This is a genomic window from Microbacterium sp. NPDC056736, assembly GCF_042790415.1.
In the GTDB taxonomy this organism is placed as follows: Bacteria; Actinomycetota; Actinomycetes; order Actinomycetales; family Microbacteriaceae; genus Microbacterium.
Genome location: NZ_JBHTZE010000007.1, coordinates 148,909 through 174,633 on the forward strand (window position 1 = coordinate 148,909; position 25,725 = coordinate 174,633).

General features: G+C 71.8%; 24 protein-coding genes. 16 read left to right on the forward strand and 8 right to left on the reverse strand.

Features of this window, described 5'->3' with window-relative positions; translation table 11 throughout:
- Position 1: 1 nt before the first annotated feature.
- The 9 genes from ACFRAL_RS14425 (at position 2) to ACFRAL_RS14465 (ending at position 9,022) form a co-directional block, all read left to right on the forward strand.
- A complete protein-coding gene (locus tag ACFRAL_RS14425; protein WP_378884091.1) occupies positions 2–1,741 on the forward strand; it encodes a hypothetical protein in 1,740 nt (579 codons plus the stop codon).
- A 99-nt stretch (positions 1,742–1,840) separates the two neighbouring features.
- Positions 1,841–3,691 (forward strand): glutamine--fructose-6-phosphate transaminase (isomerizing), encoded by a 1,851-nt coding sequence (glmS, locus tag ACFRAL_RS14430; RefSeq protein WP_378884093.1) that lies wholly within the window; start codon positions 1,841–1,843, stop codon positions 3,689–3,691.
- 262 nt (positions 3,692–3,953) lie between these two features.
- On the forward strand, positions 3,954–4,370 hold the full coding sequence (locus ACFRAL_RS14435; RefSeq protein ID WP_378884096.1) for a holo-ACP synthase: 417 nt from the start codon (positions 3,954–3,956) through the stop codon (positions 4,368–4,370).
- Positions 4,367–5,491, forward strand: coding sequence for an alanine racemase (gene alr, locus ACFRAL_RS14440; RefSeq protein ID WP_378884098.1), 1,125 nt, complete (start codon positions 4,367–4,369; stop codon positions 5,489–5,491). The genes ACFRAL_RS14435 and alr overlap by 4 nt, the downstream gene beginning before the upstream one ends.
- A 14-nt stretch (positions 5,492–5,505) precedes the next feature.
- The gene (gene tsaE, locus ACFRAL_RS14445) at positions 5,506–6,057 is read left to right on the forward strand and encodes a tRNA (adenosine(37)-N6)-threonylcarbamoyltransferase complex ATPase subunit type 1 TsaE (protein WP_378884301.1); all 552 of its coding nucleotides are present in this window, start codon (positions 5,506–5,508) and stop codon (positions 6,055–6,057) included.
- A gap of 34 nt (positions 6,058–6,091) precedes the next feature.
- Complete coding sequence (gene tsaB / locus ACFRAL_RS14450; protein ID WP_378884101.1) at positions 6,092–6,769, forward strand: tRNA (adenosine(37)-N6)-threonylcarbamoyltransferase complex dimerization subunit type 1 TsaB; 678 nt, start codon at positions 6,092–6,094, stop codon at positions 6,767–6,769.
- A complete protein-coding gene (gene rimI / locus ACFRAL_RS14455; protein ID WP_378884104.1) occupies positions 6,766–7,371 on the forward strand; it encodes a ribosomal protein S18-alanine N-acetyltransferase in 606 nt (201 codons plus the stop codon). The genes tsaB and rimI overlap by 4 nt, the downstream gene beginning before the upstream one ends.
- On the forward strand, positions 7,362–8,447 hold the full coding sequence (tsaD, locus tag ACFRAL_RS14460; protein WP_378884106.1) for a tRNA (adenosine(37)-N6)-threonylcarbamoyltransferase complex transferase subunit TsaD: 1,086 nt from the start codon (positions 7,362–7,364) through the stop codon (positions 8,445–8,447). The genes rimI and tsaD overlap by 10 nt, the downstream gene beginning before the upstream one ends.
- Complete coding sequence (locus ACFRAL_RS14465; RefSeq protein ID WP_378884109.1) at positions 8,444–9,022, forward strand: hypothetical protein; 579 nt, start codon at positions 8,444–8,446, stop codon at positions 9,020–9,022. The genes tsaD and ACFRAL_RS14465 overlap by 4 nt, the downstream gene beginning before the upstream one ends.
- A gap of 65 nt (positions 9,023–9,087) precedes the next feature.
- Here the strand turns inward: ACFRAL_RS14465 and ACFRAL_RS14470 are convergent, their stop codons facing one another.
- Positions 9,088–10,275: an SAM-dependent methyltransferase gene (locus ACFRAL_RS14470; protein ID WP_378884111.1), complete on the reverse strand. Its 1,188-nt coding sequence runs from the start codon at positions 10,273–10,275 to the stop codon at positions 9,088–9,090.
- Positions 10,276–10,419: 144 nt separating this feature from the next.
- On the opposite strand from ACFRAL_RS14470, the gene groES reads away from it, so the two are divergent.
- Both groES and rarD read left to right on the forward strand, forming a co-directional pair.
- Entirely contained in the window at positions 10,420–10,716 is a 297-nt protein-coding gene (gene groES / locus ACFRAL_RS14475) for a co-chaperone GroES (RefSeq protein WP_045275440.1), read from the forward strand.
- A 241-nt stretch (positions 10,717–10,957) separates the two neighbouring features.
- On the forward strand, positions 10,958–11,839 hold the full coding sequence (gene rarD, locus ACFRAL_RS14480) for an EamA family transporter RarD (protein ID WP_378884304.1): 882 nt from the start codon (positions 10,958–10,960) through the stop codon (positions 11,837–11,839).
- Positions 11,840–11,855: 16 nt separating this feature from the next.
- On the opposite strand, the gene ACFRAL_RS14485 is transcribed toward rarD, so the two are convergent.
- From ACFRAL_RS14485 to ACFRAL_RS14495, 3 genes are read right to left on the reverse strand one after another with little or no spacing between them, the layout of a single operon-like run.
- Positions 11,856–12,179, reverse strand: a complete 324-nt coding sequence (locus ACFRAL_RS14485) for a metal-sensitive transcriptional regulator (RefSeq protein ID WP_336398163.1) — start codon at positions 12,177–12,179, stop codon at positions 11,856–11,858.
- Between the two features lie 11 nt (positions 12,180–12,190).
- Positions 12,191–14,482 (reverse strand): heavy metal translocating P-type ATPase, encoded by a 2,292-nt coding sequence (locus ACFRAL_RS14490; RefSeq protein WP_378884114.1) that lies wholly within the window; start codon positions 14,480–14,482, stop codon positions 12,191–12,193.
- Positions 14,482–14,691: a heavy-metal-associated domain-containing protein gene (locus tag ACFRAL_RS14495; protein WP_336398165.1), complete on the reverse strand. Its 210-nt coding sequence runs from the start codon at positions 14,689–14,691 to the stop codon at positions 14,482–14,484. Before ACFRAL_RS14495 ends, ACFRAL_RS14490 begins: the two co-directional genes overlap by 1 nt.
- A gap of 234 nt (positions 14,692–14,925) precedes the next feature.
- Here ACFRAL_RS14495 and ACFRAL_RS14500 point away from each other — a divergent pair, with 234 nt between their 5' ends.
- The gene (locus ACFRAL_RS14500; RefSeq protein ID WP_336398166.1) at positions 14,926–16,191 is read left to right on the forward strand and encodes an ABC transporter substrate-binding protein; all 1,266 of its coding nucleotides are present in this window, start codon (positions 14,926–14,928) and stop codon (positions 16,189–16,191) included.
- A gap of 153 nt (positions 16,192–16,344) precedes the next feature.
- Here ACFRAL_RS14500 and ACFRAL_RS14505 read toward each other — a convergent pair whose 3' ends face one another.
- The 4 genes from ACFRAL_RS14505 to ACFRAL_RS14520 all read right to left on the reverse strand — a co-directional run bounded on the left by ACFRAL_RS14505 (position 16,345) and on the right by ACFRAL_RS14520 (position 20,452).
- Positions 16,345–17,067 carry an ABC transporter ATP-binding protein gene (locus ACFRAL_RS14505; protein ID WP_336398334.1) on the reverse strand — a complete coding sequence of 241 codons (723 nt, stop codon included), beginning with the start codon at positions 17,065–17,067 and terminating at the stop codon, positions 16,345–16,347.
- A 68-nt stretch (positions 17,068–17,135) separates the two neighbouring features.
- Positions 17,136–18,083: an ABC transporter ATP-binding protein gene (locus ACFRAL_RS14510; RefSeq protein ID WP_378884308.1), complete on the reverse strand. Its 948-nt coding sequence runs from the start codon at positions 18,081–18,083 to the stop codon at positions 17,136–17,138.
- A 97-nt stretch (positions 18,084–18,180) separates the two neighbouring features.
- Entirely contained in the window at positions 18,181–19,158 is a 978-nt protein-coding gene (locus tag ACFRAL_RS14515; RefSeq protein ID WP_336398167.1) for a branched-chain amino acid ABC transporter permease, read from the reverse strand.
- A 10-nt stretch (positions 19,159–19,168) separates the two neighbouring features.
- The gene (locus ACFRAL_RS14520) at positions 19,169–20,452 is read right to left on the reverse strand and encodes a branched-chain amino acid ABC transporter permease (protein WP_378884310.1); all 1,284 of its coding nucleotides are present in this window, start codon (positions 20,450–20,452) and stop codon (positions 19,169–19,171) included.
- A 378-nt stretch (positions 20,453–20,830) separates the two neighbouring features.
- Between ACFRAL_RS14520 and guaB the strand changes: the two genes are divergently transcribed.
- From guaB to ACFRAL_RS14540, 4 genes are all read left to right on the forward strand, one after another.
- Positions 20,831–22,333 carry an IMP dehydrogenase gene (gene guaB / locus ACFRAL_RS14525; protein WP_378884119.1) on the forward strand — a complete coding sequence of 501 codons (1,503 nt, stop codon included), beginning with the start codon at positions 20,831–20,833 and terminating at the stop codon, positions 22,331–22,333.
- Between the two features lie 52 nt (positions 22,334–22,385).
- Positions 22,386–23,006, forward strand: coding sequence for a TMEM175 family protein (locus ACFRAL_RS14530; protein WP_336398170.1), 621 nt, complete (start codon positions 22,386–22,388; stop codon positions 23,004–23,006).
- A 199-nt stretch (positions 23,007–23,205) separates the two neighbouring features.
- Positions 23,206–23,490, forward strand: coding sequence for a DUF2277 domain-containing protein (locus ACFRAL_RS14535; RefSeq protein ID WP_336398171.1), 285 nt, complete (start codon positions 23,206–23,208; stop codon positions 23,488–23,490).
- Between the two features lie 164 nt (positions 23,491–23,654).
- Positions 23,655–25,343 carry an ATP-binding cassette domain-containing protein gene (locus ACFRAL_RS14540; RefSeq protein WP_336398172.1) on the forward strand — a complete coding sequence of 563 codons (1,689 nt, stop codon included), beginning with the start codon at positions 23,655–23,657 and terminating at the stop codon, positions 25,341–25,343.
- Positions 25,344–25,725: the final 382 nt, after the last annotated feature.

The following is a 25,725-nucleotide window of genomic DNA, read 5'->3' on the forward strand; positions in this document are numbered from 1 at the left end:
GGTGGCAGGCATGTTCCGCGCGGTGCCGTTCCCCGGACGCGGCGGCATCCGTCCGTTCACGACGAGGATCGAGCCCAACCCGGTGAGCGGAGACCCGGCGACGGGGCTCATGGCCCAGGTCTGGGACCCGCTGTGGCTGCTCGGCCGCCAGTGGCAGCTCGGCGAGCTCACCGGCGAGGACACCGGCACGCCGCTCGCGGTGACGGTCGACGCGCAGTTCGATCCGCTCGTGGCGTGGCATCCCGGCCCGTTCGACGGCGCGGAGTCCGGATGGCGGGCGCTGGATCCCGGTGAACTGCTCGAGCCGCTGGTCGAGGACGAGTCCGCGCACCCGCTTCCGCCTCGGGCGGCGGCCGCGGTCGCCTGGGCGCTGCAGGACGCGCTCGCCGAGCTGGGGGAGACGGCCGCCGTCGCGGCGCTCGTCCGGCGCTGCGGGGTCAAGAAGGACGTCAGCCCGGCCGAGGGCGAGCCGGCGGGGGACTGGGCGGGCGTGAACGGCGTGCTCGCCGGCGCGGCGCTGGACGCCGCGCGGGTCGCGGACGCGTTCTCCGGCAGCACGCCCGGGTGGTTCACGGCGGCGCTGCGCCCGGGGGCTGCCCGCCGGCGCGTCGCCATGGCCGCCGTGGTGGAATGGCTCGCGTGGTACGCCGCCGAGGTCGAGCCGGCGGCGACGCCGTCGAGCTGGATCCCCGGCCGGCTCGAGTACGAGTTCGCCGTCGCGACCACCGGCGCCGTGCTGCACGCGCCCGCGCACGGCGGGGGCGAGATCGGCTGGGCGGCGTTCGATCTCGAGCCCGACCGGGATCCGCCCGACGCCGGGGACGCGGAGACCGTCCCGCTCACCCGCCACCTGCTGGCATCGCAGCTGACGTTCCCGGGCATGCCGACCTCGCGCTTCTGGGAGTTCGAGGACGCCGACCTCGACCTCGGCCAGGTATGGGCCGACCCGCACGAACTGGCTCGCGTGCTCGTCGTCGAGGCCGCGCTCGTCACCGGCGACGACTGGCTCGTCCTGCCGGTGGACTGCCCGCCGGGAGGGGTGCTGCGGGTGCAGCGCGTGACGTGGCGCGACACCTTCGGCTCGCTGTGGTTCGCCGACGAGCAGCCGTCCCCCGTGCCGCCCGGCGGGTTCGCCGCGCCGTGGCGCATGTACGCCGTCACCGAGGCTCGCCGCGGAGGGCCGGGCGGCCGCGCCGAGGTCGCCGGGATCCTGGTGCCCCCCGCGCCGGCCAGCACGCTCGGCGGCGCGCCCGTCGAGGACGTGCGGTTCGTGCGCGACGAGACCGCGAACCTGGTGTGGGCGATCGAGCAGACCGTGCCCGCGCCGTCGGGCGATCCCGCGCCCGTCGTGCCGCCGCCCGCGCCGGCGCTCCCGCCCATCGACCCCGGCGACGAGCCCCTCGACCAGGTGCTCGGGTACGAGCTGGTCACGTTCGTGCCCGCGAACTGGTTCCCGTACGTCTCGCGCGTGGGCGAGCGCGGCGTCTTCCTGCAGCGCGCCGACCTCGACCGCGGCGACCAGACGGTGCAGCCGGCGGGCGTGCTGCTGTCGGAGGAGCAGCAGCGGATCATCTTCGCCGGCGAAGTCCCGCGGCAGGGGGTGCGGGTGCAGCGGACCCCGCGACTGGCACGCCGCGCCGACGGCTCGTGGGTGCAGTGGACCGCCCGCTCGGTGCGCCCCGCCGCCGGCGAGGGCGAGAGCGGACTGCGCTTCGACCGCACGCGACGCCCCACCGGCTGACGACGAGCCCCGCGACGCGGACGGTGACGGATGCCGCGCGCCGCGGCATCCGCTATTCGTTCAGTCTCCTCGCAAACCGCCGCGCTTACCATTGTCGGCATGTGTGGAATCGTCGGATACGTGGGCCCTCGCCAGAGCCAGGCCGTTCTGATCTCCGGGCTCTCGCGGCTCGAGTACCGCGGCTACGACTCCGCGGGCATCGCCGTCATCGACGGCGACGGGGGCCTGGGCATGCGCAAGCGCGCCGGCAAGCTGAAGGTGCTCCGCGACGACCTCGCCGCGCACCCGCTCGCCGACGGGACCACCGGCATCGGGCACACCCGCTGGGCGACGCACGGCGGCCCCACCGACGGCAACGCCCACCCGCACCTCGCCGACGACGACAAGCTCGCCGTCATCCACAACGGCATCATCGAGAACTTCGCCGAGCTGAAGGACGAGCTGCTCTCCGACGGCTTCACGTTCCGCAGCGAGACCGACACCGAGGTCGCCGCGGTGCTGCTGGGCCGCGAGTACCGCCGCACGCGCGACCTCGTCACCGCCTTCCGCGCCGTGGTCTCGCGCCTGGAGGGCGCCTTCACGCTCCTCGCCATGCACGAGGACCAGCCCGGTCTCGTCGTCGGCGCCCGCCGCAACTCGCCGCTGGTGATCGGCCTCGGCGAGGGCGAGAACTTCCTCGGCTCCGATGTCGCCGCCTTCGTCGAGCACACCCGCAACGCCCTGGCGATCGGCCAGGACCAGATCGTCGCGATCACGCCCGGCGGCGTCGAGGTCACCGACTTCTCGGGCAACCCCGTCGAGGTCGAGCCGTTCGAGGTCACCTGGGATGCCGCCGCCGCCGAGAAGGGCGGCTGGTCGTCGTTCATGGCCAAGGAGGTCTCGGAGGAGCCGGAGGCCGTGGCCAACACGCTGCGCGGCCGCGTGCGCGACGGCGAGGTCGTCATCCCCGAGCTCGACGGCCTCGACGAGCTCTTCCACGGCATCTCGCGCATCATCGTGATCGCCTGCGGCACCGCGGCGTACGCCGGCCAGGTCGGCAAGTACGCGATCGAGCAGTGGACGCGGATCCCCGTGGACGTCGAGCTCGCCCACGAGTTCCGCTACCGCGACCCGGTGATCGGCGCCGACACCCTGGTGGTCTCGATCTCGCAGTCGGGCGAGACGATGGACACGCTGATGGCCGTCAAGTACGCGCGCGAGCGCGGCGCCAAGACGCTGTCGATCTGCAACACCCAGGGCGCGACGATCCCGCGCGAGTCCGACGCGATCGTGTACACGCACGCGGGTCCTGAGGTCGCGGTCGCCTCGACGAAGGCGTTCGTCGCCCAGATCACCGCGCTGTACCTCATGGGTCTGCACATCGGGCGCATCCGCGGGGCGGTCAGCGCCGCCGACGCGCGCGACCACGTGCGCGAGCTCGAGGCGATCCCGGGAAAGATCTCGCAGATCCTCGAGCGCGAGCAGCCGCGCATCGAGCAGTTCGCGCACTGGATGGCCGACACCCGCTCGGTGCTCTTCCTCGGACGCCACGTGGGCTACCCGATCGCGCTCGAGGGCGCGCTCAAGCTCAAGGAGCTCGCCTACATCCACGCCGAGGGCTTCGCCGCCGGCGAGCTCAAGCACGGACCCATCGCACTCATCGAGCCCGGCCAGCCGGTGTTCGTCATCGTGCCGTCGCCGCGCCAGTCGGCGGAGATGCACAAGAAGGTCATCTCCTCGATCGAGGAGATCCGGGCGCGCGGCGCCCGGGTCATCGCGATCGCGGAGGAGGGCGATGCCGCCGTGCTGCCCAAGGCCGACGAGGTGCTGCGCATCCCGCTCGCCGGACCCTTCTTCGAGCCGCTCCTCGCGGTCGTGCCGCTGCACATCTTCGCGATGGGCCTCGCCACGGCGAAGGGCCTCGACGTCGACCAGCCCCGCAACCTCGCGAAGTCCGTCACGGTCGAGTAGCGGCATCCGGCCCTCGCGCTCCGGTCCCGGCGTCGTCGCGTCCCGTCGCGCCCTCCCGACCTCACACACCGTCGAGTAACCGCGTACTCGGCGAGATCGCACGCTATCGGCGCCGATGTCGTGGTCGTTCGCCGAGTAACCGCGATGTCGGCGGGCAAAGGTCGGCGGGCAAAGGTCGGCGGGCAAGGGTCGGCGGGGGAGGTGCGGCCGTCGCGGCGCGATAGTCTGGCGGATGCCGCGTCCGCGGCGGCAGGAGGACCACATGATCGTCGGGATCGGCGTCGACCTGGTCGACATCCCGCGGTTCGAGCGGACCATCGAGCGCACCCCCCGGCTCGTCGAGCGCCTCTTCTCGGACGCGGAGCGCGTGCTCAAGCCGCACTCGCTCGCGGCCCGCTACGCCGCCAAGGAAGCGCTCATCAAGGCGCTCGGCGGCTCGGACGGCGTGCACTGGACCGAGATCGAGATCGCGTCCGAGGCATCCGGTCGCCCCGTCTTCTCACTCTGCGGCTCGACGGCCGCCGTCATCGCCGAGCGGGGGATCACCGCCCTGCACCTGTCGCTCTCGCACGACGCGGGCCTCGCGACCGCCTATGTCATCGCGGAGTCCGCCCCCGGCGTCGCGTCAGACGACACCGGCATCGGCGACGCCCCCGACACCACAGGGGACCGCGCATGAGCCGCCTGCCCGCCGGCGCCCTGCGCGAGGCGACGGTCGACGTCGGCGCGATCGAGGACAACGTGCGGCATCTCCGCCGGCTCACCGGCTCGGAGATCATCGCGGTGGTCAAGGCCGACGGCTACGGGCACGGCGCCGTGCGATCCGCCAACGCCGCGCTGGCCGGCGGCGCCGCGCGCCTGGGGGTCTCCGACATCACCGAGGCGCTGGCGCTGCGCCGTGCCGGCATCGATGCCCCGATCGTCGCGTGGCTGCACGCGCCGGACGCCGACTTCGCCGCGGCGGCCGCCCTCGGCATCGAGCTCGGCATCTCGAACCTCGGCCAGCTGCAGAAGGCTGCGGCCGCGGCATCCGGCGACCGTCCCGTCGGCGTCCACCTGAAGCTCGAGACCGGCCTCTCGCGCAACGGCATCGCGCCCGACGACTACCGCGTCGTCTTCGCCGAGGCGGCGCGCCTGGAGCGCATCGGCCGCATCCGCGTGATCGCGCTCTTCAGCCATCTCTCCAACGCCTCGGCCGCCGACGACCGTGCGGCGCTGACGGCGTTCGAGGAGGGCGTGGGGGTGGCCGCCTCGCTGGGGCTCGCCCCGCCGCTGCGGCACATCGCGGCGACGCACGCCGCGATCGACCTGCCCGAGTCGCGGCTCGGGTGCGTGCGCATCGGCATCGGGCTGTACGGGCTCTCGCCGTTCGACGACCGCACGTCGGCCGACCTCGGCCTGCGCCCCGCGATGACCCTGCGCGGCGCGGTGGCGGCGGTGCGCCGCGTGCCCGCCGGCAAGGGCGTGTCGTACGGCTACGACTACCGCACCGACCGCGAGACGACGCTCGCGCTGGTCCCGCTCGGCTACGCCGATGGCGTCCCCCGCCAGGCGTCCGGCGCAGGCCCCGTGCTGATCGGCGGGCGCCGGTTCACGGTGGCCGGGCGGATCGCGATGGACCAGTTCGTCGTGGACGTCGGCGACCACCCGGTCTCGGTCGGCGACGAGGCGGTGCTCTTCGGCGACCCGACCCTGGGGGCGCCGTCGGCGACGGAATGGGCGGATGCCGCCGGCACGATCAACTACGAGATCGTGACGCGGGTCGGACCCCGCGTGGCGCGGCGGCAGGTGTCGGAATGACCGGCGACGACGCCATGACCGGGAACGACGACGGCGCACCGGGTGTTGCACCCGGCGTGAAGGCGACCCAGGGAATCGACGCATTGGCGGGCACCCGCGAGATCACCTCGCCCGAGGCGATGGAGGCGCTCGGCGAGGAGATGGGACGGATGCTGCGCCCGGGCGACATGGTGGTGCTCACCGGCCTCCTCGGGGCGGGCAAGACGACGCTCACGCGCGGCATCGGCCGCGGCCTCGACGTGCGCGGACCCGTCCAGAGCCCGACGTTCGTCCTCGCGCGCACGCATCCCTCGCTCTCCGGCGGCGCGCCGCTGGTGCACGTGGACGCCTACCGGCTCGGCTCCGCCGCGGAGCTCGACGACCTCGACATCGACTTCGACGGCTCGGTCGTGATCGTCGAGTGGGGAAGGGGGCTCGTCGACGGCATCAGGGATCACTGGTGGGACGTCGAGATCGAGCGCGAGTGGCACGGCCGCGGCGTCGACACCGCGTGCGGCACGACCGCCCACGATGCCGAGCTCGACGCCGACAGCCCCCGGCGGGTGTCGATCGCCCGGCGCCCGTAGCCGACGCCCGAGGACGGCCGACTACCCTGGAAGGGTGATCCTGGGCATCGACACCTCGCTCGGCTCCGCAGTGGCGGTGGTCGAGCTCGACGGCGTCATCCGCTCGGAGGTGCAGAGCCCCGACCCGCGCGGTCATGCCGAGGTCATCGGCACGCTCATCGAGCGGGCGCTCTCGGAGGCATCCGTCGATCCCTCCCGGATCACGCACGTCGCCGCGGGCATGGGGCCGGGGCCGTTCACCGGCCTTCGCGTGGGCATCGCCGCCGCGCGCACGTTCGCGCTCGGCCGCGGCGTGCCGGTCGTGCCCGTGCCCAGCCACGACGCCGTCGCGCTCGAGCTCCTGCTGCACACCGCGCTGACCACGGACTGGGGATACGCCACCGGCGCCGAGGACGCCGACGCCGGCACCTTCGCGGTGGTGACCGACGCCCGCCGGCGCGAGTTCGCCTACACCGTGTACCGCGGCATCGACGACGACGGCCTGCCGATCCGCACCGCCGAGCCCGCACTCGCCCCGCGCGACGATCTCGACGGCGTGCTCGCCGGCCTGGGCGCCGCGCGGCGCGACGCCGATCGCATCCCCGCCGCCATGCTCGCGCTCGCGGCGGCCCGCGCCCTCGCCGCCGGGCGCAGCCTCGCGTCCGCCGACGCGCTGTACCTGCGCTCGCCCGACGTGACGCCCTCGCTCGCGCCCAAGCGGGTGATCGCGTGACCCTCCGCGCCGCCACGGGCGACGACCTCGCCGCCATCATGGCGCTCGAGCGCGCCTCGTTCCCCACCGACGCGTGGTCGGAGGCGATGATGCGCGAGGAGCTCGCGTCGCCGCACGGCTGGTACGTCGTGGACGAGGAGGCCGGCCGGCTGCTCGGCTACGCCGGCCTGCGGGCGGTGAAGAGCGCGAAGGATGCCGACGTCCAGACCATCGCGATCGCCGAGGCGTCGCGGGGCCGTGGTCGCGGCCGGGCCCTTCTTCGGGCCCTCCTCGACGAGGCCCGCCGACGCGGCGTGGTCGAGGTGTTCCTCGAGGTCCGCGCCGACAACCCGGTCGCCCAGGCGCTGTACGCCTCGGAGGGCTTCCTCGAGATCGGACGCAAGCCCCGCTACTACCAGCCCGACGACGTCGACGCCGTGGTGATGAAGCTCGACCTGCGCGGCTGGGCCGCGGCGCGGCATCCGTCCGCTCCGGCTGAGTCCGCGATCCGGACTTCGGACGATCGCACGCTTTCCGGAGCGGATCGCCCCCAGGATCCGGAAAACGGCGGGACCTCCGAATTCCGGAGCGGCGGGGCCTGGGAGGGGGGAGTGTGCACGTGAGCGCATCGACGTTCCCGGCCGAGCCGCTCGTGCTCGGAATCGAGACGAGCTGCGACGAGACGGGCATCGGGATCGTCCGCGGGCGCACGCTGCTGTCGAACACGATCGCCAGCTCCATGGACGAGCACTCCCGCTACGGCGGCGTCGTTCCCGAGGTCGCGGCGCGCGCGCACCTGGAGGCGCTGCAGCCGGCGATCGAGGCGGCGCTCGCCGAGTCCGGCGTGGCCCTGGCCGACCTGGACGCCGTCGCGGTGACGAGCGGACCGGGACTTGCCGGCGCCCTCATGGTCGGCGTCGGTGCGGCCAAGGCGCTCGCGGTGTCGTTGGACAAGCCGCTCTACGCCGTCAACCACCTCGTCGGCCACATCGCCGCCGACATCCTGGATTCCGAGGCGCCGCCGCTCGAGTACCCCACCGTCGCGCTGCTCGTGAGCGGAGGCCACACCTCGCTCCTCCTCGTCCGCGACCTCACGAGCGACGTCGAACTGCTCGGCGAGACGATGGACGACGCTGCCGGCGAGGCGTTCGACAAGGTCGCGCGGCTGCTCGGGCTGCCCTACCCGGGAGGTCCCGAGATCGACCGCGCCGCGGCATCCGGCGACCCGCACGCGATCACGTTCCCCCGCGGGCTGTCGCGGGCGTCCGACATGGCGAACCACCGCTACGACTTCTCGTTCTCGGGGCTGAAGACCGCGGTCGCCCGGTGGGTGGAGCAGCGCCGTGCCGCGGGCGAGGAGGTGCCGGTCGCCGACGTCGCGGCGAGCTTCCGCGAGGCCGTCGTCGACGTGCTCGTCACGAAGGCGCTGGCGGCGTGCCGCGACCACGGCGTGCCCCGCCTGCTGCTCGGCGGCGGCGTGATCGCCAACCGCCGCCTGCGTGACGTCGCCCTCGAGCGGGCGGCCGCCGAGGGCGTGACGGTGCGGATCCCGCCGCTGTCGCTGTGCACCGACAACGGCGCCATGATCGCGGCGCTGACGTCGGAGCTCATCATGGCGGGCCGCCCGCCGTCGACCCTCGAGTTCGGCGCCGACTCCACCCTGCCGGTCACCGACATCCAGGTCGCGGAGCGGGCATGACAGGCGACGAGCGGATGCCGCCTCCCGCCGCGCCGGAATCCCCGGCGCGTCCCGCCGACGGCCGGGTCGTCGGTGGCGGTGCCGAGGCGGCGGCCGCGGCCGGCGGGATGACGACTGAGGCGCCGGCCGGGACCGGCGGGGCGACGGTGGAGGCGCCGTCGCCGGACGTCGAGCTCGCGCAGGAGGCGTCGCCGCTTCCCGGTGAGCATCGCGGCGGGTTCTCGCGCCTTCCGACGGCGCCCGTCCCGGTGACCGTCGAGACGGCGCCCGCCGAGCCGGGCGGCGAATTCTCGGCCGACGCCGGCGACTGGGTGGCTCCCGACGACGACGCGTTCAGCCGCGGGCTCGCCGGTTGGGCGCTCGCCTTCGGCATCATCGGGCTGATCGTGTCGCTGTTCGTCGGCTGGGGTTTCCCCATCGGCCTGGTCGCCGTCGTCTCGGCGATCATCGCGCTGCGCCGCCCGCTCGAGAGCCGGGCCGTCGCGGTGTGGGCGATCGCGCTCGGCACGGTCTCGATCCTCTACAGCGGGGGGTGGCTGCTCTTCGCCGCGATGCGGGCCAACCTCTTCGGCTGACGCGGCAGGGTCCGACGGAATCGGACGCTGACGAGGCCAGGCCCCGACCGGGCGGCCTGGCTGGGTCAGACGCGGTCGGCGAGGATCGCGGTCCGGCGGGTGCCGATCCGCGTCAGGATCAGCGTCGCCGCCTCGCTGCCGCGCAGCTTCAGCCGTGTCCGCAACGTCGCCGGGTCGACGTCGACGCCCCGCTTCTTGATCTCGAGGCGCCCGATACCCCGCTCCCGCAGCGCCTTCGCGAGGGCTTTCTCATCGGCCGGGAGCGTCTCGCGCACGCGGAAGGTCGACACGAACGGCGACGTCAGCGCGGCGTCCGACGTCAGGTAGGCGATGTGCTCGTCGAGCATCCCCGCCCCCAGCGAGCGCGCGACGTCGCCGATGAGCCGCGCGCGGATCACCGCGCCGTCGGGCTCGTGCAGGTACGCCCCGAGCTCGCGGACCGGCTCGTCCGAGGCATCCGCCCCGCTGGTCAGCTCGTGGACGGACTCGCCGCGCATGACCAGCGCCGCGCGTCGCACGCCCGCACGCGCCAGGGCGCCCGACCACAGCACGAGCTCGACCGTGGAGCCGTCCGCGCTCACCCACTGGGCTTCGACGTCGTCGGGGATGGACTCGCGGTCCAGCCCGGGGCCGAGCTTCACGCCGGCCGGCATGCGGTGCGCGAGGTCGAACACCCAGTCGAGCGGCGGTGACCAGTCCTCGGGGCGCGTGCGCGCCGTCTCGGTATGCCCGGCGGTGCGACGCGCCGGGTCGAGCCACACCGCGTCGACGCCGGCGAGGTCGGCCGTCTCGGCGGTGCCGTGGCGCACCTCGGCGTCCGCGCCGAACGGAGCGAGGTTGTAGGCGGCGATGCCGGCAGTCACCTCGTCGGCTTCGACGGCCGTGACCCTCAGGCCGAGCCCCGCGAGCCCGAGCGCGTCGCCGCCGATGCCGCACCCGAGGTCGGCGACGTGCGCGAAGCCCGCCTCGCGGAAGCGGGCCGCGTGGCGGACCGCGATCGGCAGGCGCGTGGCCTGCTCGAGGCCTGCGCGCGTGAAGAGCATCCGGGCGGCGAGATCGCCGAACTTCGCGGTCGCCCGGGTGCGCAGGCGCGCCTGGCCGACGACCGCCGACACCAGGTCGGGGGAGTGCCCCTCGCGGCGCAGGCGCGTGACCGCGCGGGCGACGTCGTCGGAGGACTCCACCGGCGCCATCGCGTCGAGCAGCCGCAGGCCCTCGGGCGTCAGCAGCGCCTCCAGTTCGGACATCTCCACCCGCCGAGCCTACTTCCGCCGTCACACGACGTCCTCCGTTGGCACTCACGTTGCGTGAGTGCCAGCCGGTTGCCTAGACTGACATCAGCACTCTCAAGGGCAGAGTGCTAACGAGTCTTAGTCTCAAGAAGGAAGAGGTAGACCGTGTCGGTTTCCATCAAGCCGCTCGAGGACCGCATCGTCATCAAGCAGGTCGAGGCCGAGCAGACCACGTCCAGCGGTCTGGTCATCCCCGACACCGCCAAGGAGAAGCCCCAGGAGGGCGAGGTCGTGGCGGTGGGCCCGGGTCGTATCGACGACAACGGCAACCGCATCCCGCTCGACGTCGCCGTCGGCGACCGCGTGATCTACAGCAAGTACGGCGGGACCGAGGTCAAGTTCGGCGGCGACGAGTTCCTCGTCCTGTCGGCCCGCGACGTCCTGGCGGTCGTCGTCCGCTGAGTCCCGCGCGCTGCGCGAACCGAGAGGGTCGGATGCTTCGGCATCCGGCCCTCTCGCCGTGTGCCGGGCTCATCCCCGCGCCGCCCGCGTCGGGCGGGCGTAGGCTGACCCGGTGAGTCACGAGCAGTCCCGCCTCCCCGCACGCGCCGAGGCGGACGGGCTCGACGACTCCACGGCGCTGGACCTCGGGGTCACCACCAGCACCGGCGCCGTCCGCGTCGCCGAGGCGCGGGAGCGCTCGGTGGGCGGGATCTACACGTTCTCGGCGTACCTGCTGTGGGGCTTCCTGCCGCTGTACTTCCTGCTGCTGGCTCCCACCGGGCCGTGGGAGATCGTGGCGTGGCGCATCCTGCTGTCGCTCGCGTTCTGCGCGCTGCTGCTCACGGTGACGCGCACGTGGCCCCGGCTCGTCGCCATCTTCCGGCAGCCGCGGGTCCTCGGGCTGACCGTGATCGCGGGCCTGGTCATCTACGTCAACTGGCAGGTCTTCATCTACGGCGCGCTGACCGGGCACGTCATCGAGACGAGCCTCGGCTACTTCATCAACCCGATCGCCACCGTGCTGCTCGCGGTGCTCGTGCTGCGGGAGCGCCTGCGGCCGACGCAGTGGGTCGCCATCGGTATCGCCGCGGCGGCGGTCACCGTGATCGTCGTCGGCTACGGCGCCTTCCCGTGGATCGCCCTCACCCTCGCGGTGTCGTTCGGCGTGTACGGCCTGGTCAAGAAGAAGGTCGGGCCGTCGGTGGATGCCGTCAGCGGCCTCACCCTCGAGACGCTGTGGCTGACCCCGATCGCGGTGGCGGTCCTCGTGATCGTCGGCGTGACGGAGGGGCTCACGATGGGCGCCGCCGGCTGGCCGCACGCCGTGCTGCTGAGCCTGGCGGGCATCGTCACCGCGATCCCCCTGCTGCTGTTCGCCGCGGGCGCCCGCCGGGTCTCGCTCACGACGATCGGGCTGCTGCAGTTCGTGGCGCCCATCCTGCAGTTCCTCGTGGGGTGGCTGGTGCTCGGGGAGCCGATGCCGCTGGAGCGGTGGATCGGCTTCGGGCTGGTGTGGCTCGCCCTCTCGGTGCTGACGGTCGACTCGATCCTCCACGCCCGGCGCATGCGCGCCGCCGCGTGAGGCCTCGTCGCTCAGCTCAGCGCACGAGGCGTGCGATGGCCTGCGAGGCCTCGGTGATCTTCGCGTCGGCCTCGGGGCCGCCCAGGCGAGCCGCGTCCACGACGCAGTGGCGCAGGTGGTCGTCGAGGAGCCCGACCGCGACGGCCTCGAGCGCCGAGGTCAGGGCGCTGATCTGCGTGAGGATGTCGATGCAGTACTTCTCGTCCTCCACCATCTTGTGGATGCCGCGGGCCTGACCCTCGATGCGCTTCAGGCGGTTGAGGTACTTGTCCTTGTCGGTGATGTAGCCGTGGTGGGAGTGCTCTCCGGCGGGCGAAGGCGCGAGGGTGGTGTCGGTCATGTCGGACTCCTTCAGCGGTGACGGGTGGAGAGGCTCTGGAACCGGCGCAGCCGCAGGCTGTTGCCCACGACGAAGACGCTCGAGAAGGCCATCGCCGCTCCGGCGATCATAGGGTTCAGCAGCCCGAGGGCCGCGAGGGGGATCGCGGCGACGTTGTACGCGAACGCCCAGAACAGGTTCACCTTGATGGTGCCGAGCGTGGCCCGCGAGAGCCGGATCGCGTCGGCGGCGCTGCGCAGATCGCCGCGGACGAGCGTGATGTCGGATGCCTCGATCGCGGCATCCGTCCCCGTCCCCATCGCGAGTCCCAGGTCTGCCTGAGCGAGGGCGGCGGCGTCGTTGACGCCGTCGCCGACCATCGCGACCACGCGGCCCTCCGCCTGCAGCGCCTCGATGACGGCGACCTTGTCGTGCGGGAGCACCTCGGCGGTGACGCGCTCGATGCCGACCTCGTCGGCGATCGCGCGCGCCGCGGCGGCGTTGTCTCCGGTGAGCAGCACCGGCGTGAGCCCGAGCGCGCGCAGCTGCGCGACGGCCTCGGCGCTCGTCGGCTTCACCTGGTCGGCCACCACGAGGAGTCCTCGCACGGCGCCGTCCGCGGCGACCAGCACGGCGGTGCGCCCGAGCGCCTCGGCGGATGCCTTGGCCGCGGCGACATCGGCGGGCAGCGCGAGCGACCAGTCGGTGAGGAGCGCTTCGCGTCCGACGAGCACGGCGTGGCCGTCCACGACGCCCGAGACGCCCTTCCCCGGCACGTTCTGGAACGCCTCGACGTCGGCGAGCGGTCCGGTCTCATCGGCGGCCGCGCGGGCGATCGCCTGCGCGATCGGGTGCTCGGACGCGTGCTCGAGCGCACCCGCGAGACGGAGGAGCTGAGAGCGACCGGATGGCGCGGCATCCGTCTGCCCCGTCTGCGACGCGACCACCACGTCGACGAGAGCCATCCGGCCGGTCGTGACCGTGCCGGTCTTGTCGAGCACGACGGTGTCGACGGTGCGCGTGGACTCCAGGACCTCGGGCCCCTTGATGAGGATGCCGAGCTGCGCGCCGCGGCCGGTGCCCACGAGGAGCGCGGTGGGGGTGGCGAGACCGAGCGCGCAGGGGCACGCGATGATCAGCACCGCGACGGCGGCGGTGAAGGCCATGGATGCCGGGGCGCCGGTGAGCAGCCATGCCACGAGCGTGCCGAGCGCGAGCAGCAGCACGACAGGCACGAAGACCCCGGAGATCCGGTCGGCCAGGCGCTGCACCTGCGCCTTGCCGGACTGGGCCTCCTCGACCAGGCGCGCCATCTGGGCGAGCTGCGTGTCGTCGCCCACGCGGGTCGCGCGCACCACGAGCCGCCCGCCGGCGTTGACGGTGGCGCCGACGACCGCGTCGCCGGGCACGACCTCGACGGGCACGGACTCGCCGGTGACCATCGAGGCGTCGACGGCCGACGTCCCCGATGCCACGACGCCGTCGGTGGCGATCTTCTCGCCGGGCCGCACCACGAACTCGTCGCCGACGCGCAGCTCGGCGATAGGCACGCGCACCTCCGTCGCGCCCGCGGCGGTCGGCCGCAGCACGGCGACGTCCTTCGCGCCGATCTCGAGGAGGGCCCGCAGCGCCGCACCCGCGCGCCGCTTCGAGCGCTGCTCGAAGTACCGGCCCGCCAGCACGAAGGTGGTGACGCCCGCGGCGACCTCGAGATAGATGTCGCCCGCACCGTCGCTCGGGGTGACGGACCACTCGAACGTGTGCGTCATCCCGGGCATGCCGGCGTGCCCCAGGAACAGCGCGTACACCGACCACAGGAAGGCCGCCGACACGCCGAGCGAGATGAGCGTGTCCATGGTCGCTGCGCCGTGGCGGAGGTTGACCCACGCCGCGCGGTGGAAGGGCCACGCGCCCCACACCACGACCGGGGCGGCCAGGGCGAGCGACGCCCACTGCCAGTACGTGAACTGCAGCGGCGGGATCATCGCCATGAGGATCACCGGCACCGACAGCACGATCGATCCGATCAGCCGCTGCCGCAGCGCGCGCAGCTCGGGATCCGCCTCCTCGGACGCGGTCGCGTCCTCCACGGGGGGAGCGGGCACCGCCGCGGTGTAGCCGGTCTTGACGACCTCGTCGATGAGCGTCTGCGCGTCGAGGCCCGAGGGGCCCCGCACGACCGCCTTCTCGGTGGCGTAGTTGACGGATGCCTCGACCCCGTCGAGCCGGTTGAGCCGCTTCTCGATCCGCGAGGCGCAGGACGCGCACGTCATGCCGCCGATCTCGAGCTCGATCCGGGCGGCCGGGGCCGAGGCGGGGGCCATCAGGCGCGGACCGCGGTGTAGCCGGCCTCGTCGACCGCGGCGATGACCGCCTCGTCGGCGAGCTCGGCGGAGGACACGATCTTCAGGGTGCCGGCGGCGGCGCTGACGTGGACGTCCTCGACGCCGGCGAGCTTGGACACCTCGCCGCGCACGGATGCCTCGCAGTGCCCGCAGCTCATGCCCGTCACCTTGTACTCGGCCTCAGTCATGTCTTCCCTCTCTTGGAACCGGTGGGTGATACCCCTGTGGGGTACCTCGATGGCCAGTCTATACCGCTGGGGGGTATGGTGGCGCCGCGGGCCGTTATCGGAACGGAATGCCCCGGTCACACGCGTTACACATCGTTAACGAATGGCAACACTGCGCGCCCTCCGGCGCGGTTAGGTTTATCGCATTGGGTCGGGCGCCCGAGCCGCGCCCACATACATACAGCAAGGAGCAACATGAGCGTCTTCACCCGCTCGCGCAAGGCCACCGTCCTCGGTGGCATCGCGCTCGCCGGCGCCAGCGCCCTCGTCCTCGCCGGTTGCACCGGCGGCGGTGACACCGGCGGAGGCGAGACCAGTGCCCCCAGCGAGGACCGCGAGGAACTCTCGCTGAACATCGGCACGGTCCTTCCGCAGACCGGAGCCCTGGCGTTCCTCGGCCCGCCCGAGGAGGCCGGTGTCGGCCTCGCCGCGGCCGACATCAACGAGGCCGCCAAGAGCATCACGGTCGACGTGGAGTTCGGCGACTCGGGCGACCCCGACAACAAGGCCTACGAGACCACCGTCCCGCGCCTGCTGGGCAACGACGTTCAGGCGCTCATCGGCGCCGCCTCGTCCGGTGTGACCAAGCTGTTCCTCGACCAGGCGGTCGCCGCGGGCGTCATCACGTTCTCCCCGGCCAACACCTCGCCGGACTTCACCACGTGGGACGACGACAACCTCTACTGGCGCACCGCTCCCAGCGACCTGCTCCAGGGTGAGGTGCTCGGCAACCTGATCGCCGAGGACGGCCACCAGAGCCTCGGCATCATCTACCTCAACGACGCGTACGGCACGGGTCTCGAGGCGGCGCTGACCGAGAACTTCGAGGCCGCCGGTGGAGAGGTCGTCGCCAGCCAGGCGTACAACGCGACCGACACCACGTTCGACGCGCAGGTCAGCGCGGTGCTCGCCGAGAGCCCCGACGCGATCGCCGTGATCGGCTTCGTCGAGACCTCGACGATCGTGCCGGCCATCGTGGCGGAGGGCTTCGACGGAGGCAACTTCTACTTCGTCGACGGCAACACCAGCCAGTGGGGCGACGAGATGCCGGTGAGCATCGAGGGCTCGAAGGGCACGCAGCCCGGACCCGCTCTCGAGGACGACTTCATCGAGCGCCTCAACGAGTGGTGGACCGGCGAGGGCAACGAAGAGCTCGCCGACCTCAACTACGCCGCTGAGTCGTACGACGCCGTCGTGCTCCTGGCGCTGGCCGCACTCGCAGCCAACTCCAACGACCCGGCCGACATCGCCGGCAAGCTGCAGGAGGTCTCGGGCGGCAGCGGCGAGGGTGAGAAGTGCACCTCGTTCGAGGAGTGCGCCGACATCATCCTCGACGGCGGCACCGCCGACTACGACGGCTACTCGGGCAACGTCACGTTCGACGAGAACGGCGATCCGACCGAGGCGTCGATCGGCATCTTCGAGTACGGCGCCGACAACACGCACACCCGCATCAACTGATTCGGGTCAGTCGACACCAGAGGGCCCCGGAGCGATCCGGGGCCCTCTGCCGTTGTCGCCCCGGTTGGCCGGGGATGCCGCGCGCGCACACGAAGAGGCGGAGCGGATGCCTCTCTCCGAGGCATCCGCTCCGCTCTTGGTGCAGGCGTGGGGTCAGTGCCCCTCGGTGCCCAGTGTGCCGAGGTAGAGGCCGACGACCTTCGGATCGTTCAGCAGCTCGCGGCCGGTGCCGTGGTACGCGTCGCGGCCCTGGTCGAGGACGTAGCCGCGGTCGCAGATCTGCAGGCAGCGACGGGCGTTCTGCTCGACCATGATGGTCGTCACCCCCGCCTTGTTGATGTCGGAGACGCGGATGAACGCGTCGTCCTGGCGCACGGGCGACAGACCGGCCGAGGGCTCGTCCAGCAGCAGCACCGACGGGTCCATCATGAGCGCGCGCGACATCGCGACCATCTGCCGCTCACCGCCGGAGAGTGAGCCGGCCCGCTGCTTGAGGCGCTTGCCCAGTTCGGCGAAGATGCCGGTGACGAACTCGAGGCGCTCGGCGTACACCTTCGGGCGCTGGTACAGGCCCATCTGCAGGTTCTCCTCGATGCTGAGCGAGGGGAAGACGTTGTTGGTCTGCGGCACGAAGCCGACGCCGCGCTGCACGAGCTTGTCGGACTTCAGCCCGACCACGCTCTCGCCGTCGACGGTGATGTCTCCGTCGCGCACCTTCACCATGCCGAAGATGGCTTTCAGCAGCGTCGACTTGCCGGCGCCGTTCGGGCCGATGATGCCGATCAGCTCACCCTTGCGGGCGACCAGGTTGGCGCCGTTGATGATGTTGATGCCGGGCAGGTACCCGGCCGTGAGGTCCTTGACCTCCACCACGATGCGGTCGGTCTTGGCCGCCTCCGCGGTGGCGCCCGCGGCGGTCGGCGACCCTGCGCCCGTCGATGCGCTCACTTGGACTCCTCCTCGGCCTCGTGGATCGAGGCCTCCTCGGCCTCGCGGATCTCTTCGAGCAGCTGGACGGCGGAGGTGTCGAGCTCGCCGGCGACGCGGCCGGTGACCACGCCCAGATCGACGTCCTGGTGGCTGCCGAGGTACGCGTCGATCACCGCCTGGTCCTCCATCACCGTGTCGGGCGGTCCCTCGGCGACGACCTTGCCCTCGGCCATCACGACGACCCAGTCGGCGATGTGGCGCACCATGTGCATGTCGTGCTCGACGAAGAGCACCGTCATGCCGAGGTCCTTCAGGTCGAGGATGTGGTCGAGCAGCGACTCCGTCAGCGCGGGGTTCACGCCGGCCATCGGCTCGTCCAGCATCACCAGCGTCGGGTCGCTCATGAGAGCGCGCGCCATCTCGAGCAGCTTGCGCTGACCGCCGGAGAGCGACGCGGCGTAGTCGTCGGCCTTCGCGTCGAGCTTGAAGCGCGCCAGCAGCTCACGCGCCTTCTCTTCGATGCCGTCGTCCTGCTTGCGCCAGAGCGCCGGGATGATGCTGGCCCAGATGTTCTCTCCCTTCTGGGCCGTGGCGCCGAGCTTCATGTTCTCGAGCACGGTGAGCAGCGACAGCGACTTGGTCAGCTGGAACGTGCGCACCTGGCCCATGCGGGCCACCTTGAACGAGGGGATGCCGGCCAGCTGCTTGCCGTCGAACGACCATGCGCCCGAGTTCGGCTTGTCGAAGCCGCACAGCAGGTTGAACAGCGTCGTCTTGCCGGCGCCATTGGGGCCGATGAGCGCCGTGATGGCGTTGCGGGGGATCTCGAGGTGGTCGACGTCGACAGCGGTGAGGCCGCCGAACCGGCGCGTCACCCCGTCGACGATGAGGATCGGGTCGCTCTTGGCGACACCCGGGACGGGGTCGCCCTTGGCGAGTCCGCCGGTCTTCGGGCGCCGGATGGAACCGGTAGCGGTCGGGACCGCGCCGGTGCCGGCCGGGGGGACCGGCGGGACGGCGCCCGGACCCTGCGGCGCCGGCTCGGGCGTGGTGGGCGGGTTACTTGACAAAGGTCAGCTCCCTCTTGTTTCCGAAGATGCCCTGCGGGCGGAAGATCACGATCAGCATCAGCGCGACACCCACGAGGATGAACCGCAGGATGCCGGCCTGGATCGGCGTCATCGGCAGGATGCCCTCGCTGGCCAGTGCCGGCAGGACGTTGTCGAGGAACGCCATGATGACCCAGAAGATGACCGAGCCGACCGCCGGGCCGAAGACCGTCGCCGCGCCGCCGAGGAGCAGGATCGTCCACAGGAAGAACGTCAGCGACGTCGTATAGGTGGCGGGGATCACGGCCGAGGGGAGTGCGAAGACCACACCGCCCAGCGCACCGAAGATGCCGCCGATGATGAGCGCCTGCATCTTGTAGGCGAAGACGTTCTTGCCGAGTGACCGCACCGCGTCCTCGTCCTCGCGGATGCCCTTCAGCACGCGCCCCCACGGGCTGCGCATGAGCGCCCACACCAAGTAGATCGCGATCGCGAGCAGGAGGGCGCCGAACACGCGCACCCACAGCTGGTCGGCCGTCCACGTCCACGGGCCGAAGCCGTAGGTGCCCTCGGGGAACGGGTTCGCGGCCCGGAAGCCGGCGTGGTATCCGCCCAGGCCGTCCGCCGAGTTCGTGTACTCGTCGAACACCGTGGTGGTGAACAGCAGACGCACGATCTCGGCGGCCGCGATCGTCACGATGGCCAGGTAGTCCGCGCGCAGTCGCAGCGTCGGGATACCGAGGATGAAGGCGAACACGACGGCGCCCAGCATCCCGATCAGGATTCCCACCCACCACGGCAGGCCGAAGCTCAGGATCGAGATCGCGTACGAGTACGCCCCGATCGCCATGAACCCCGCCATGCCGAAGTTGAGCAGGCCAGCGTAGCCGAAGTGGACGGCGAGGCCGGTGGCAGCCAGCGCGTACGCGATGGTCGTCGGCTGAAAGAACCAGCTCGCGGTGTTGTTGAAGATCTGTCCCCAATCCATCTCGCGGCCCCTAACCCACTCGTTCCTTGCGACCCAGGATTCCCTGTGGTCTGACCAGCAGCACGAGGATGAGCACGGCCAGCGCGCCCACGTACTTCAGGTCGGGAGGCAGCCACAGCGTGGAGATCTCCACGAGCAGACCCACGATGATCGAGCCGATCAGGGCGCCGAACGCCGTGCCGAGACCGCCGAGGGTGACCGCGGCGAAGATCAGCAGCAGGATCTGCACGCCCATGTCCCACCGGACGCCCGGGCGGAAGTAGGCCCACAGCACGCCGGCGAGGGCGGCCAGCGCCGCCGACATCATCCACACGATGCGGATGACCCCGTCGACGTCGATGCCGGAGGCCGCGGCGAGTCCGGGGTTGTCCGAGATGGCCCGCGTCGCCTTGCCGACGCGCGTGCGCACGAGCCAGAACGCGACGGCGACGATCACCACGATGCTGATGCCCATCGAGGCCATGTCGATCACCGAGAGCGAGACCGGGCCGATGATGCGGATCTTCGCCGCGCCGGCGCCCGGAAGCTGATAGCTCGTGCCGCCGATGAAGAACTGGAAGGTGTAGCGCAGCGCGAGCGACAGGCCGATGCTGACGATCATCAGCTGCACCAGGCCCAGGCCGCGGCGTCGCAGCGGGCGCCACAGTCCCGCGTCCAAGCCCCACCCGAAGGCCGCGCCGAACACGAGCACCAGCGGGATGACGATCCACATCGGCCACGTCAGGAACGTGCCGAAGACGAGCGCCACGATGGCACCGAAGGTGACCATCTCGGCGTGGGCGAAGTTCGTCAGGCCCGTCGTGCCGAAGATCAGTGAGACGCCGATCGATGCGAGCGCGAGGAGGAGGCCGAAGTTCAGGCCGTTGATCACGAGTGCGACGACCCGGTCGAACTGCGTCGCGACGACGCGCTCGCCCTCGCCGAGGAAGAGGTTGAGGATCTTGCTGTTGGTCAGGCCGAACGTCACCTCGAACGATCCGCTCGTGCCCTCGATGGGCTGCGTGCCTTCGGGCAGCTGCTCCGGGTCGACGATGACGCCCTCGGGGAGGGTGTCCTCCTCGATGGTGAGGACGTAGTCGTCCTTCTCGGGGACGTACAGGCGCCAGCGGCCCTCGGCGTTGGTGACGGTCTCGGCGTCGAAACCGCCCCCCTCGATGGACATCGTCACGCCCTCGACGGGCTCGCCCTCGAAGGTGACGACGCCGCCGAAGTAGTAGTCGGTCTGCTCCTGGTCGGCGCCCGGGGTGTCGGGGGCGTCCGCGTGCGCGCCGGTGGGGGTGGACAGGAAGACCATGCCCGCCGCCATCAGCAGTCCGAAGAGCAGAACGATCCAGCGGCGGCTGCTGATCGTGATCGCAGTCGAAGGACCCACAAAACCTCCAGTTCGGCACCACGCGGACACCGAAGCTCGGGTCGCATCGGCCGTGATGAACGACGCTACGACTGTAATGTGTCGGCGCTGTTTCGCCTACGGTCACCTGTGGATACGTGACCCGATCGGAACCGAGGCCCGCGGGACGCGCGTGCGCTCGCGCGCGCGGGGCGCGCGTGCCGTTCTTGCGGGGAATGAATCGGTCCCGCGGGACGCTTAGAATCGAAGGCGGAGCGTCACGAGCGCACCGGCCGTCGTCGTCCACACCCGAGAGAACGCGCCGAGCGCGCAGGAGACCCCATGGAGCACAACGACCCCTTCGGCTTCGTCGGACTGACCTACGACGATGTGCTGCTGCTGCCCGGCCACACCGACGTGATCCCGAGCGAGGCCGATACGTCGTCCCGCGTGACGCGTCGCATCACGGTCGCCACGCCGCTGCTCTCGGCGGCGATGGACACGGTCACCGAGGCGCGTCTGGCCATCGCCATCGCCCGCGAGGGCGGGCTCGGCATCATCCACCGCAACCTCTCCATCGAGGAGCAGGCGTCGATGGTCGACCGCGTCAAGCGCAGCGAGTCGGGCATGATCACCGACCCGATCACGACGACGCCGGACGCGACGATCGAAGAGGTCAACACGCTCTGCGCGACCTACCGCATCTCGGGTCTCCCGGTGGTCGACGACGGCGGCCGCCTCGTCGGCATCGTCACCAACCGCGACATGCGGTTCGTGTCGGGCTTCGAGCGCCAGACCACCAAGGTGCGCGACGTCATGACGAGCGAGAACCTCGTCACCGGCCGCGTCGGCATCAGCGCCGGCGAGGTCATCGCCCTCTTCGCGCGGCACCGCGTCGAGAAGCTGCCGCTCATCGACGACGACGGCACGCTCGCGGGCCTCATCACCATCAAGGACTTCGACAAGAGCGAGAAGTACCCGCTCGCCACCAAGGACGAGCAGGGCCGCCTCCGGGTCGGCGCGGCGATCGGGTTCTTCGGTGACGCGTGGCAGCGCGCAGAGGCGCTGCGCGACGCGGGCGTGGACGTCATCGTGGTCGACACCGCGAACGGCCAGTCGGCCGGCGTCATCGACATGGTGCGCCGCCTGAAGGGTGACCAGTCGTTCGCCCACATCGACGTGATCGGCGGCAACGTCGCCACGCGCGAGGGCGCGCAGGCGCTCGTCGACGCCGGCGTGGACGCCGTCAAGGTCGGCGTGGGCCCGGGCTCCATCTGCACCACCCGCGTGGTCGCCGGCGTCGGCGTGCCCCAGGTGACCGCGATCTACGAGGCAGCCCTCGCCGCGCGCGAGGCGGGCGTCCCGGTCATCGCCGACGGCGGCCTGCAGTACTCCGGCGACATCGCCAAGGCGCTCGTCGCCGGTGCCGACACCGTCATGCTCGGCTCCCTCCTGGCCGGCACCGACGAGTCGCCGGGCGAGATCGTGTTCCAGGGCGGCAAGCAGTTCAAGCAGTACCGCGGCATGGGATCCCTCGGCGCCCTCCAGACGCGCGGCAAGAAGACGTCCTATTCGAAGGACCGCTACTTCCAGGCCGACGTCCCGAGCGACGACAAGCTGATCCCCGAGGGCATCGAGGGTCAGGTCGCGTACCGCGGCCCGGTCTCGGCGGTCGCCTACCAGCTGGTCGGCGGCCTGCGTCAGTCGATGTTCTACGTCGGCGCCCGCACCGTCGAGGAGCTCAAGGCCAAGGGGAAGTTCGTGCGCATCACGGCCGCGGGCCTCAAGGAGTCCCACCCCCACGACGTCCAGATCGTCGTGGAAGCGCCCAACTACAAGAGGTGACGCCTCTTCGAGGCATCCGTCCGCCGGCCGCCGCAGTCGCTAGCCTGTCGGCATGATCAGACAGCGCGTGCACGCCGCCGCGACGCAGCGCACCACGCGGCTGGAGGCCTTCACCGACGGGGTGTTCGCGATCGCGGCCACGCTGCTCGTCCTCGACCTCACGCAGCACTCGCTCGGCGACGTCGGCTCCGACGCCGAGATGTGGGCGGCCGTCGGCGGCATGTGGGAGCTCTTCCTCAACTTCGCGCTGAGCTTCGTGCTGCTGTGCCTGATGTGGATGGTGCACGTGCAGCAGTTCGAGCACGTCGCGCGCGTGGACGCCACGATGGTGTGGCTCAACAACGCGCGGCTGCTGTTCATCGTGCTCGTGCCGTTCGCGACGAATCTGACGACCGAGTACTCCGAGTACCTCGCCGGCAGGCTCGCGATGCCGATCGCCTTCTTCCTCGCGATCCTCTTCAGCTGGCTGCAGTGGGGATGGGCGGTGCGGCGGCACGAGGTCATGCTCCCCGACATGTCGCACGACGAGGCGGTCGCGTGGGGCCGCGGCTCGCTGAGCGCGCTGCTCATCTCGGGCGCCGTCGTGGCGTTGGCGCCCTGGATCGGCTCGGCGGCGTTCCTGCTGTTCCTCGTCGACGGGCCGCTCACCCGCTTGTTGCGCGGCAAGGGTTGACCGAGCACGTCGGGTCGCGGCGGCATCCGTCGACTCTCTGTCGCCGGCCGCTCCGGCGAGATCGTGTGATCTCGTCGAGAACGCACGTTGTTGGCGCCCGCGACGTGTGATCTCGGCGAGATGGTGCGATCTCGGCGCCGTTTGATCGGGGGATGCCGCCCCTTGGCCGCCGTCTGGGGTGCGGCGTATCGTCGGGGGCATGTGCCGGAACATCCACACGCTCCACAACTTCGAGCCGGCGGCGAGCTCCGACGAGGTGCACGCGGCCGCGCTCCAGTACGTGCGCAAGATCGCGGGCACCACGAAGCCCTCGAAGGCGAACCAAGACGCGTTCGACCGCGCGGTGCACGACATCGCCCACGTGACCCAGCACCTCCTCGACGATCTCGTCGCCACCGCCCCGCCCAAGAATCGCGAGGTCGAAGCGGCCAAGGCACGGGAACGGGCGATCAAGTCCGGCCGCTACGCCGCACCCGCGGCCTGAGGCGGCCGCGGCCTGAGGCGGCCGTGGCCGGCCGGGGTGTTGAGGCGGCCGGGGGCGGCCGGCGTGCTGAGGCGGCCGGGGGCCTGAGCCGCACCGGAGTCCTGCGGTAGTCTGGTCGGCTCCCCACCGGAACGCCCGGTCCCGCGGAGCAGTGAAGGAACACCGTGGGGTACATCGACATCGCCGCCGTCTCGTATGCGCTGCCGGACGGCCGGCCGCTCCTCGACGAGGTCTCGTTCCGGGTCGGCGAGGGGTCGACGACCGCGCTCATCGGGCAGAACGGCGTGGGCAAGACCACGCTGCTGCGCATCATCCGCGGCGAGACCCCGGCGCTCTCGGGCGTCGTCTCGATCGACGGCGGGCTCGGCGTCATGGACCAGTTCGTCGGCCACGGCGAGCCGGGGCAGACGGTGCACGATCTGCTGATCGCGGTCGCCCCCGATCGGGTGCGCCGCGCCGCGCGCGAGCTCGAGGACGCCGAGGCGGCGATCATCGAGCAGGACGACCTCGACACGCAGATGCGGTACGCGGGCGCCATCGCCGACTACGCCGAGGCCGGCGGCTACGAGTACGAGACCGTCTGGGACACGTGCACGACGGCGGCCCTCGGCATCCCGTTCTCCCGTGCCCGGTTCCGCGAGCTGGCCACGCTCTCCGGCGGCGAGCAGAAGCGGCTCGCGCTGGAGGCGCTGCTGCGCGGGCCCGACCAGGTCCTGCTGCTGGACGAGCCCGACAACTACCTCGACGTCCCGGGCAAGCGGTGGCTCGAGGAGCGTCTGCGCGAGACCGCGAAGACGGTGCTGCTGGTGTCGCACGACCGGGAGCTGCTCGCGCGTGCCGCCGACCGGATCGTGACGCTCGAGGCGGGCGGCGCCGGGAGCACGGCGTGGGTGCACGGCGGCGGGTTCGGCACCTACCACCGTGCGCGGGAGGACCGGATGGCGCGCCTCGACGAGCTGCGGCGGCGCTGGGACGAGCAGCACGCGAAGCTGAAGGAGCTCGTCGCGACGCTCAAGGTCAAGGCCACCGCCAACGACAGCTTCACCTCCCGCTACCGTGCGGCCCAGACGCGGCTGCGAAAGTTCGAGGAGGCGGGGCCGCCGCAGGAGCGTCCGCGGCAGCAGGAGCTGGATGTCCGCCTGCGAGGGTCGCGCACCGGCCGTCGCGCGGTGGTGGCCGAGCAGCTCGAGCTCACCGGGCTCATGAAGCCGTTCGACCTCGAGGTGTGGTTCGGCGACCGCGTCGCGGTGCTCGGCTCGAACGGCTCGGGCAAGTCGCACTTCCTGCGGCTGCTCGCCCGCGGCGGCACCGACCCCGACGGCCGGCTCGGACACGTGACGACGACCGGCGCCGCGCTCGAGCGGGTCTCGCACACGGGGCGCGCGGTGCTCGGGGCGCGCGTCGTCCCGGGCTGGTTCGCGCAGACGCACAGTCATCCGGAGTTCGAAGGCCGCACGCTGCTGGACATTTTGCACCGCGGCGAGGACGCGCGGTCGGGGCTCCCGCGGGAGGCGGCATCCGGCGCGCTCGACCGCTACGGGCTCGTGGCGCAGGCCGAGCAGGCGTTCGGCAGCCTGTCGGGCGGGCAGCAGGCGCGCTTCCAGATCCTGCTGCTCGAGCTGTCCGGCGCGACGCTGCTGCTGCTGGACGAGCCGACCGACAACCTCGACCTCGTCTCGGCCGAGGCGCTGCAGGACGCCCTCGCCCGCTTCGAGGGGACCGTCCTCGCGGTGACGCACGACCGGTGGCTGGCGAAGTCGTTCGACCGCTTCCTGGTCTTCGGGGCGGACGGCCGGGTGTTCGAGTCCGGCGAGCCGGTGTGGGACGAGGCGCGCGTCGCGCGAGCGCGGTGACGGATGCCTCGGGTCGCGGCATCCGTCACCCGCCTCCGTCGTCGCCCCGACCTCACCTTCCCCGGGTTGGCGACCTAACCTTCGCCGGGTTGGGGCGCATCACGTCGGGTTGGGGCGCACCGCGTACGCCCCAGATGCGCGCGGCGCGCCCCAAACCCCGGGAATGGTTGCGAGAGCCCGGCGGGTCCCGACCGGGGCAAGGGGCTGGTGGACGGTCCTCTCGCCTGATTATCGGATCCGGAATTCGGACTTCCGGCCGTTTTCCGGATCCGAGGGGGCGGTGCGCTCCGGAAACGGTGCACAACTCCGGTTTCCGGATCCAGGCGCGGTGACGGATGCCTCGCGCCGCGGCATCCGTCATCCCGCATTGCAGGGCGGCGGA

What these genes read in the sequence shown, in the direction of transcription:
- glmS (WP_378884093.1), top strand. Translation starts at nt 1,841, where the DNA reads ATGTGTGGAATCGTCGGATACGTGGGCCCTCGCCAGAGCCAGGCCGTT.
- ACFRAL_RS14435 (WP_378884096.1), top strand. Translation starts at nt 3,954, where the DNA reads ATGATCGTCGGGATCGGCGTCGACCTGGTCGACATCCCGCGGTTCGAG.
- alr (WP_378884098.1), top strand. Translation starts at nt 4,367, where the DNA reads ATGAGCCGCCTGCCCGCCGGCGCCCTGCGCGAGGCGACGGTCGACGTC.
- tsaE (WP_378884301.1), top strand. Translation starts at nt 5,506, where the DNA reads ATGACCGGGAACGACGACGGCGCACCGGGTGTTGCACCCGGCGTGAAG.
- ACFRAL_RS14465 (WP_378884109.1), top strand. Translation starts at nt 8,444, where the DNA reads ATGACAGGCGACGAGCGGATGCCGCCTCCCGCCGCGCCGGAATCCCCG.
- ACFRAL_RS14485 (WP_336398163.1), bottom strand. Translation starts at nt 12,179, where the DNA reads ATGACCGACACCACCCTCGCGCCTTCGCCCGCCGGAGAGCACTCCCAC.
- ACFRAL_RS14490 (WP_378884114.1), bottom strand. Translation starts at nt 14,482, where the DNA reads ATGGCCCCCGCCTCGGCCCCGGCCGCCCGGATCGAGCTCGAGATCGGC.
- ACFRAL_RS14495 (WP_336398165.1), bottom strand. Translation starts at nt 14,691, where the DNA reads ATGACTGAGGCCGAGTACAAGGTGACGGGCATGAGCTGCGGGCACTGC.
- ACFRAL_RS14500 (WP_336398166.1), top strand. Translation starts at nt 14,926, where the DNA reads ATGAGCGTCTTCACCCGCTCGCGCAAGGCCACCGTCCTCGGTGGCATC.
- ACFRAL_RS14515 (WP_336398167.1), bottom strand. Translation starts at nt 19,158, where the DNA reads ATGGATTGGGGACAGATCTTCAACAACACCGCGAGCTGGTTCTTTCAG.
- ACFRAL_RS14520 (WP_378884310.1), bottom strand. Translation starts at nt 20,452, where the DNA reads ATGGTCTTCCTGTCCACCCCCACCGGCGCGCACGCGGACGCCCCCGAC.
- guaB (WP_378884119.1), top strand. Translation starts at nt 20,831, where the DNA reads ATGGAGCACAACGACCCCTTCGGCTTCGTCGGACTGACCTACGACGAT.
- ACFRAL_RS14530 (WP_336398170.1), top strand. Translation starts at nt 22,386, where the DNA reads ATGATCAGACAGCGCGTGCACGCCGCCGCGACGCAGCGCACCACGCGG.
- ACFRAL_RS14535 (WP_336398171.1), top strand. Translation starts at nt 23,206, where the DNA reads ATGTGCCGGAACATCCACACGCTCCACAACTTCGAGCCGGCGGCGAGC.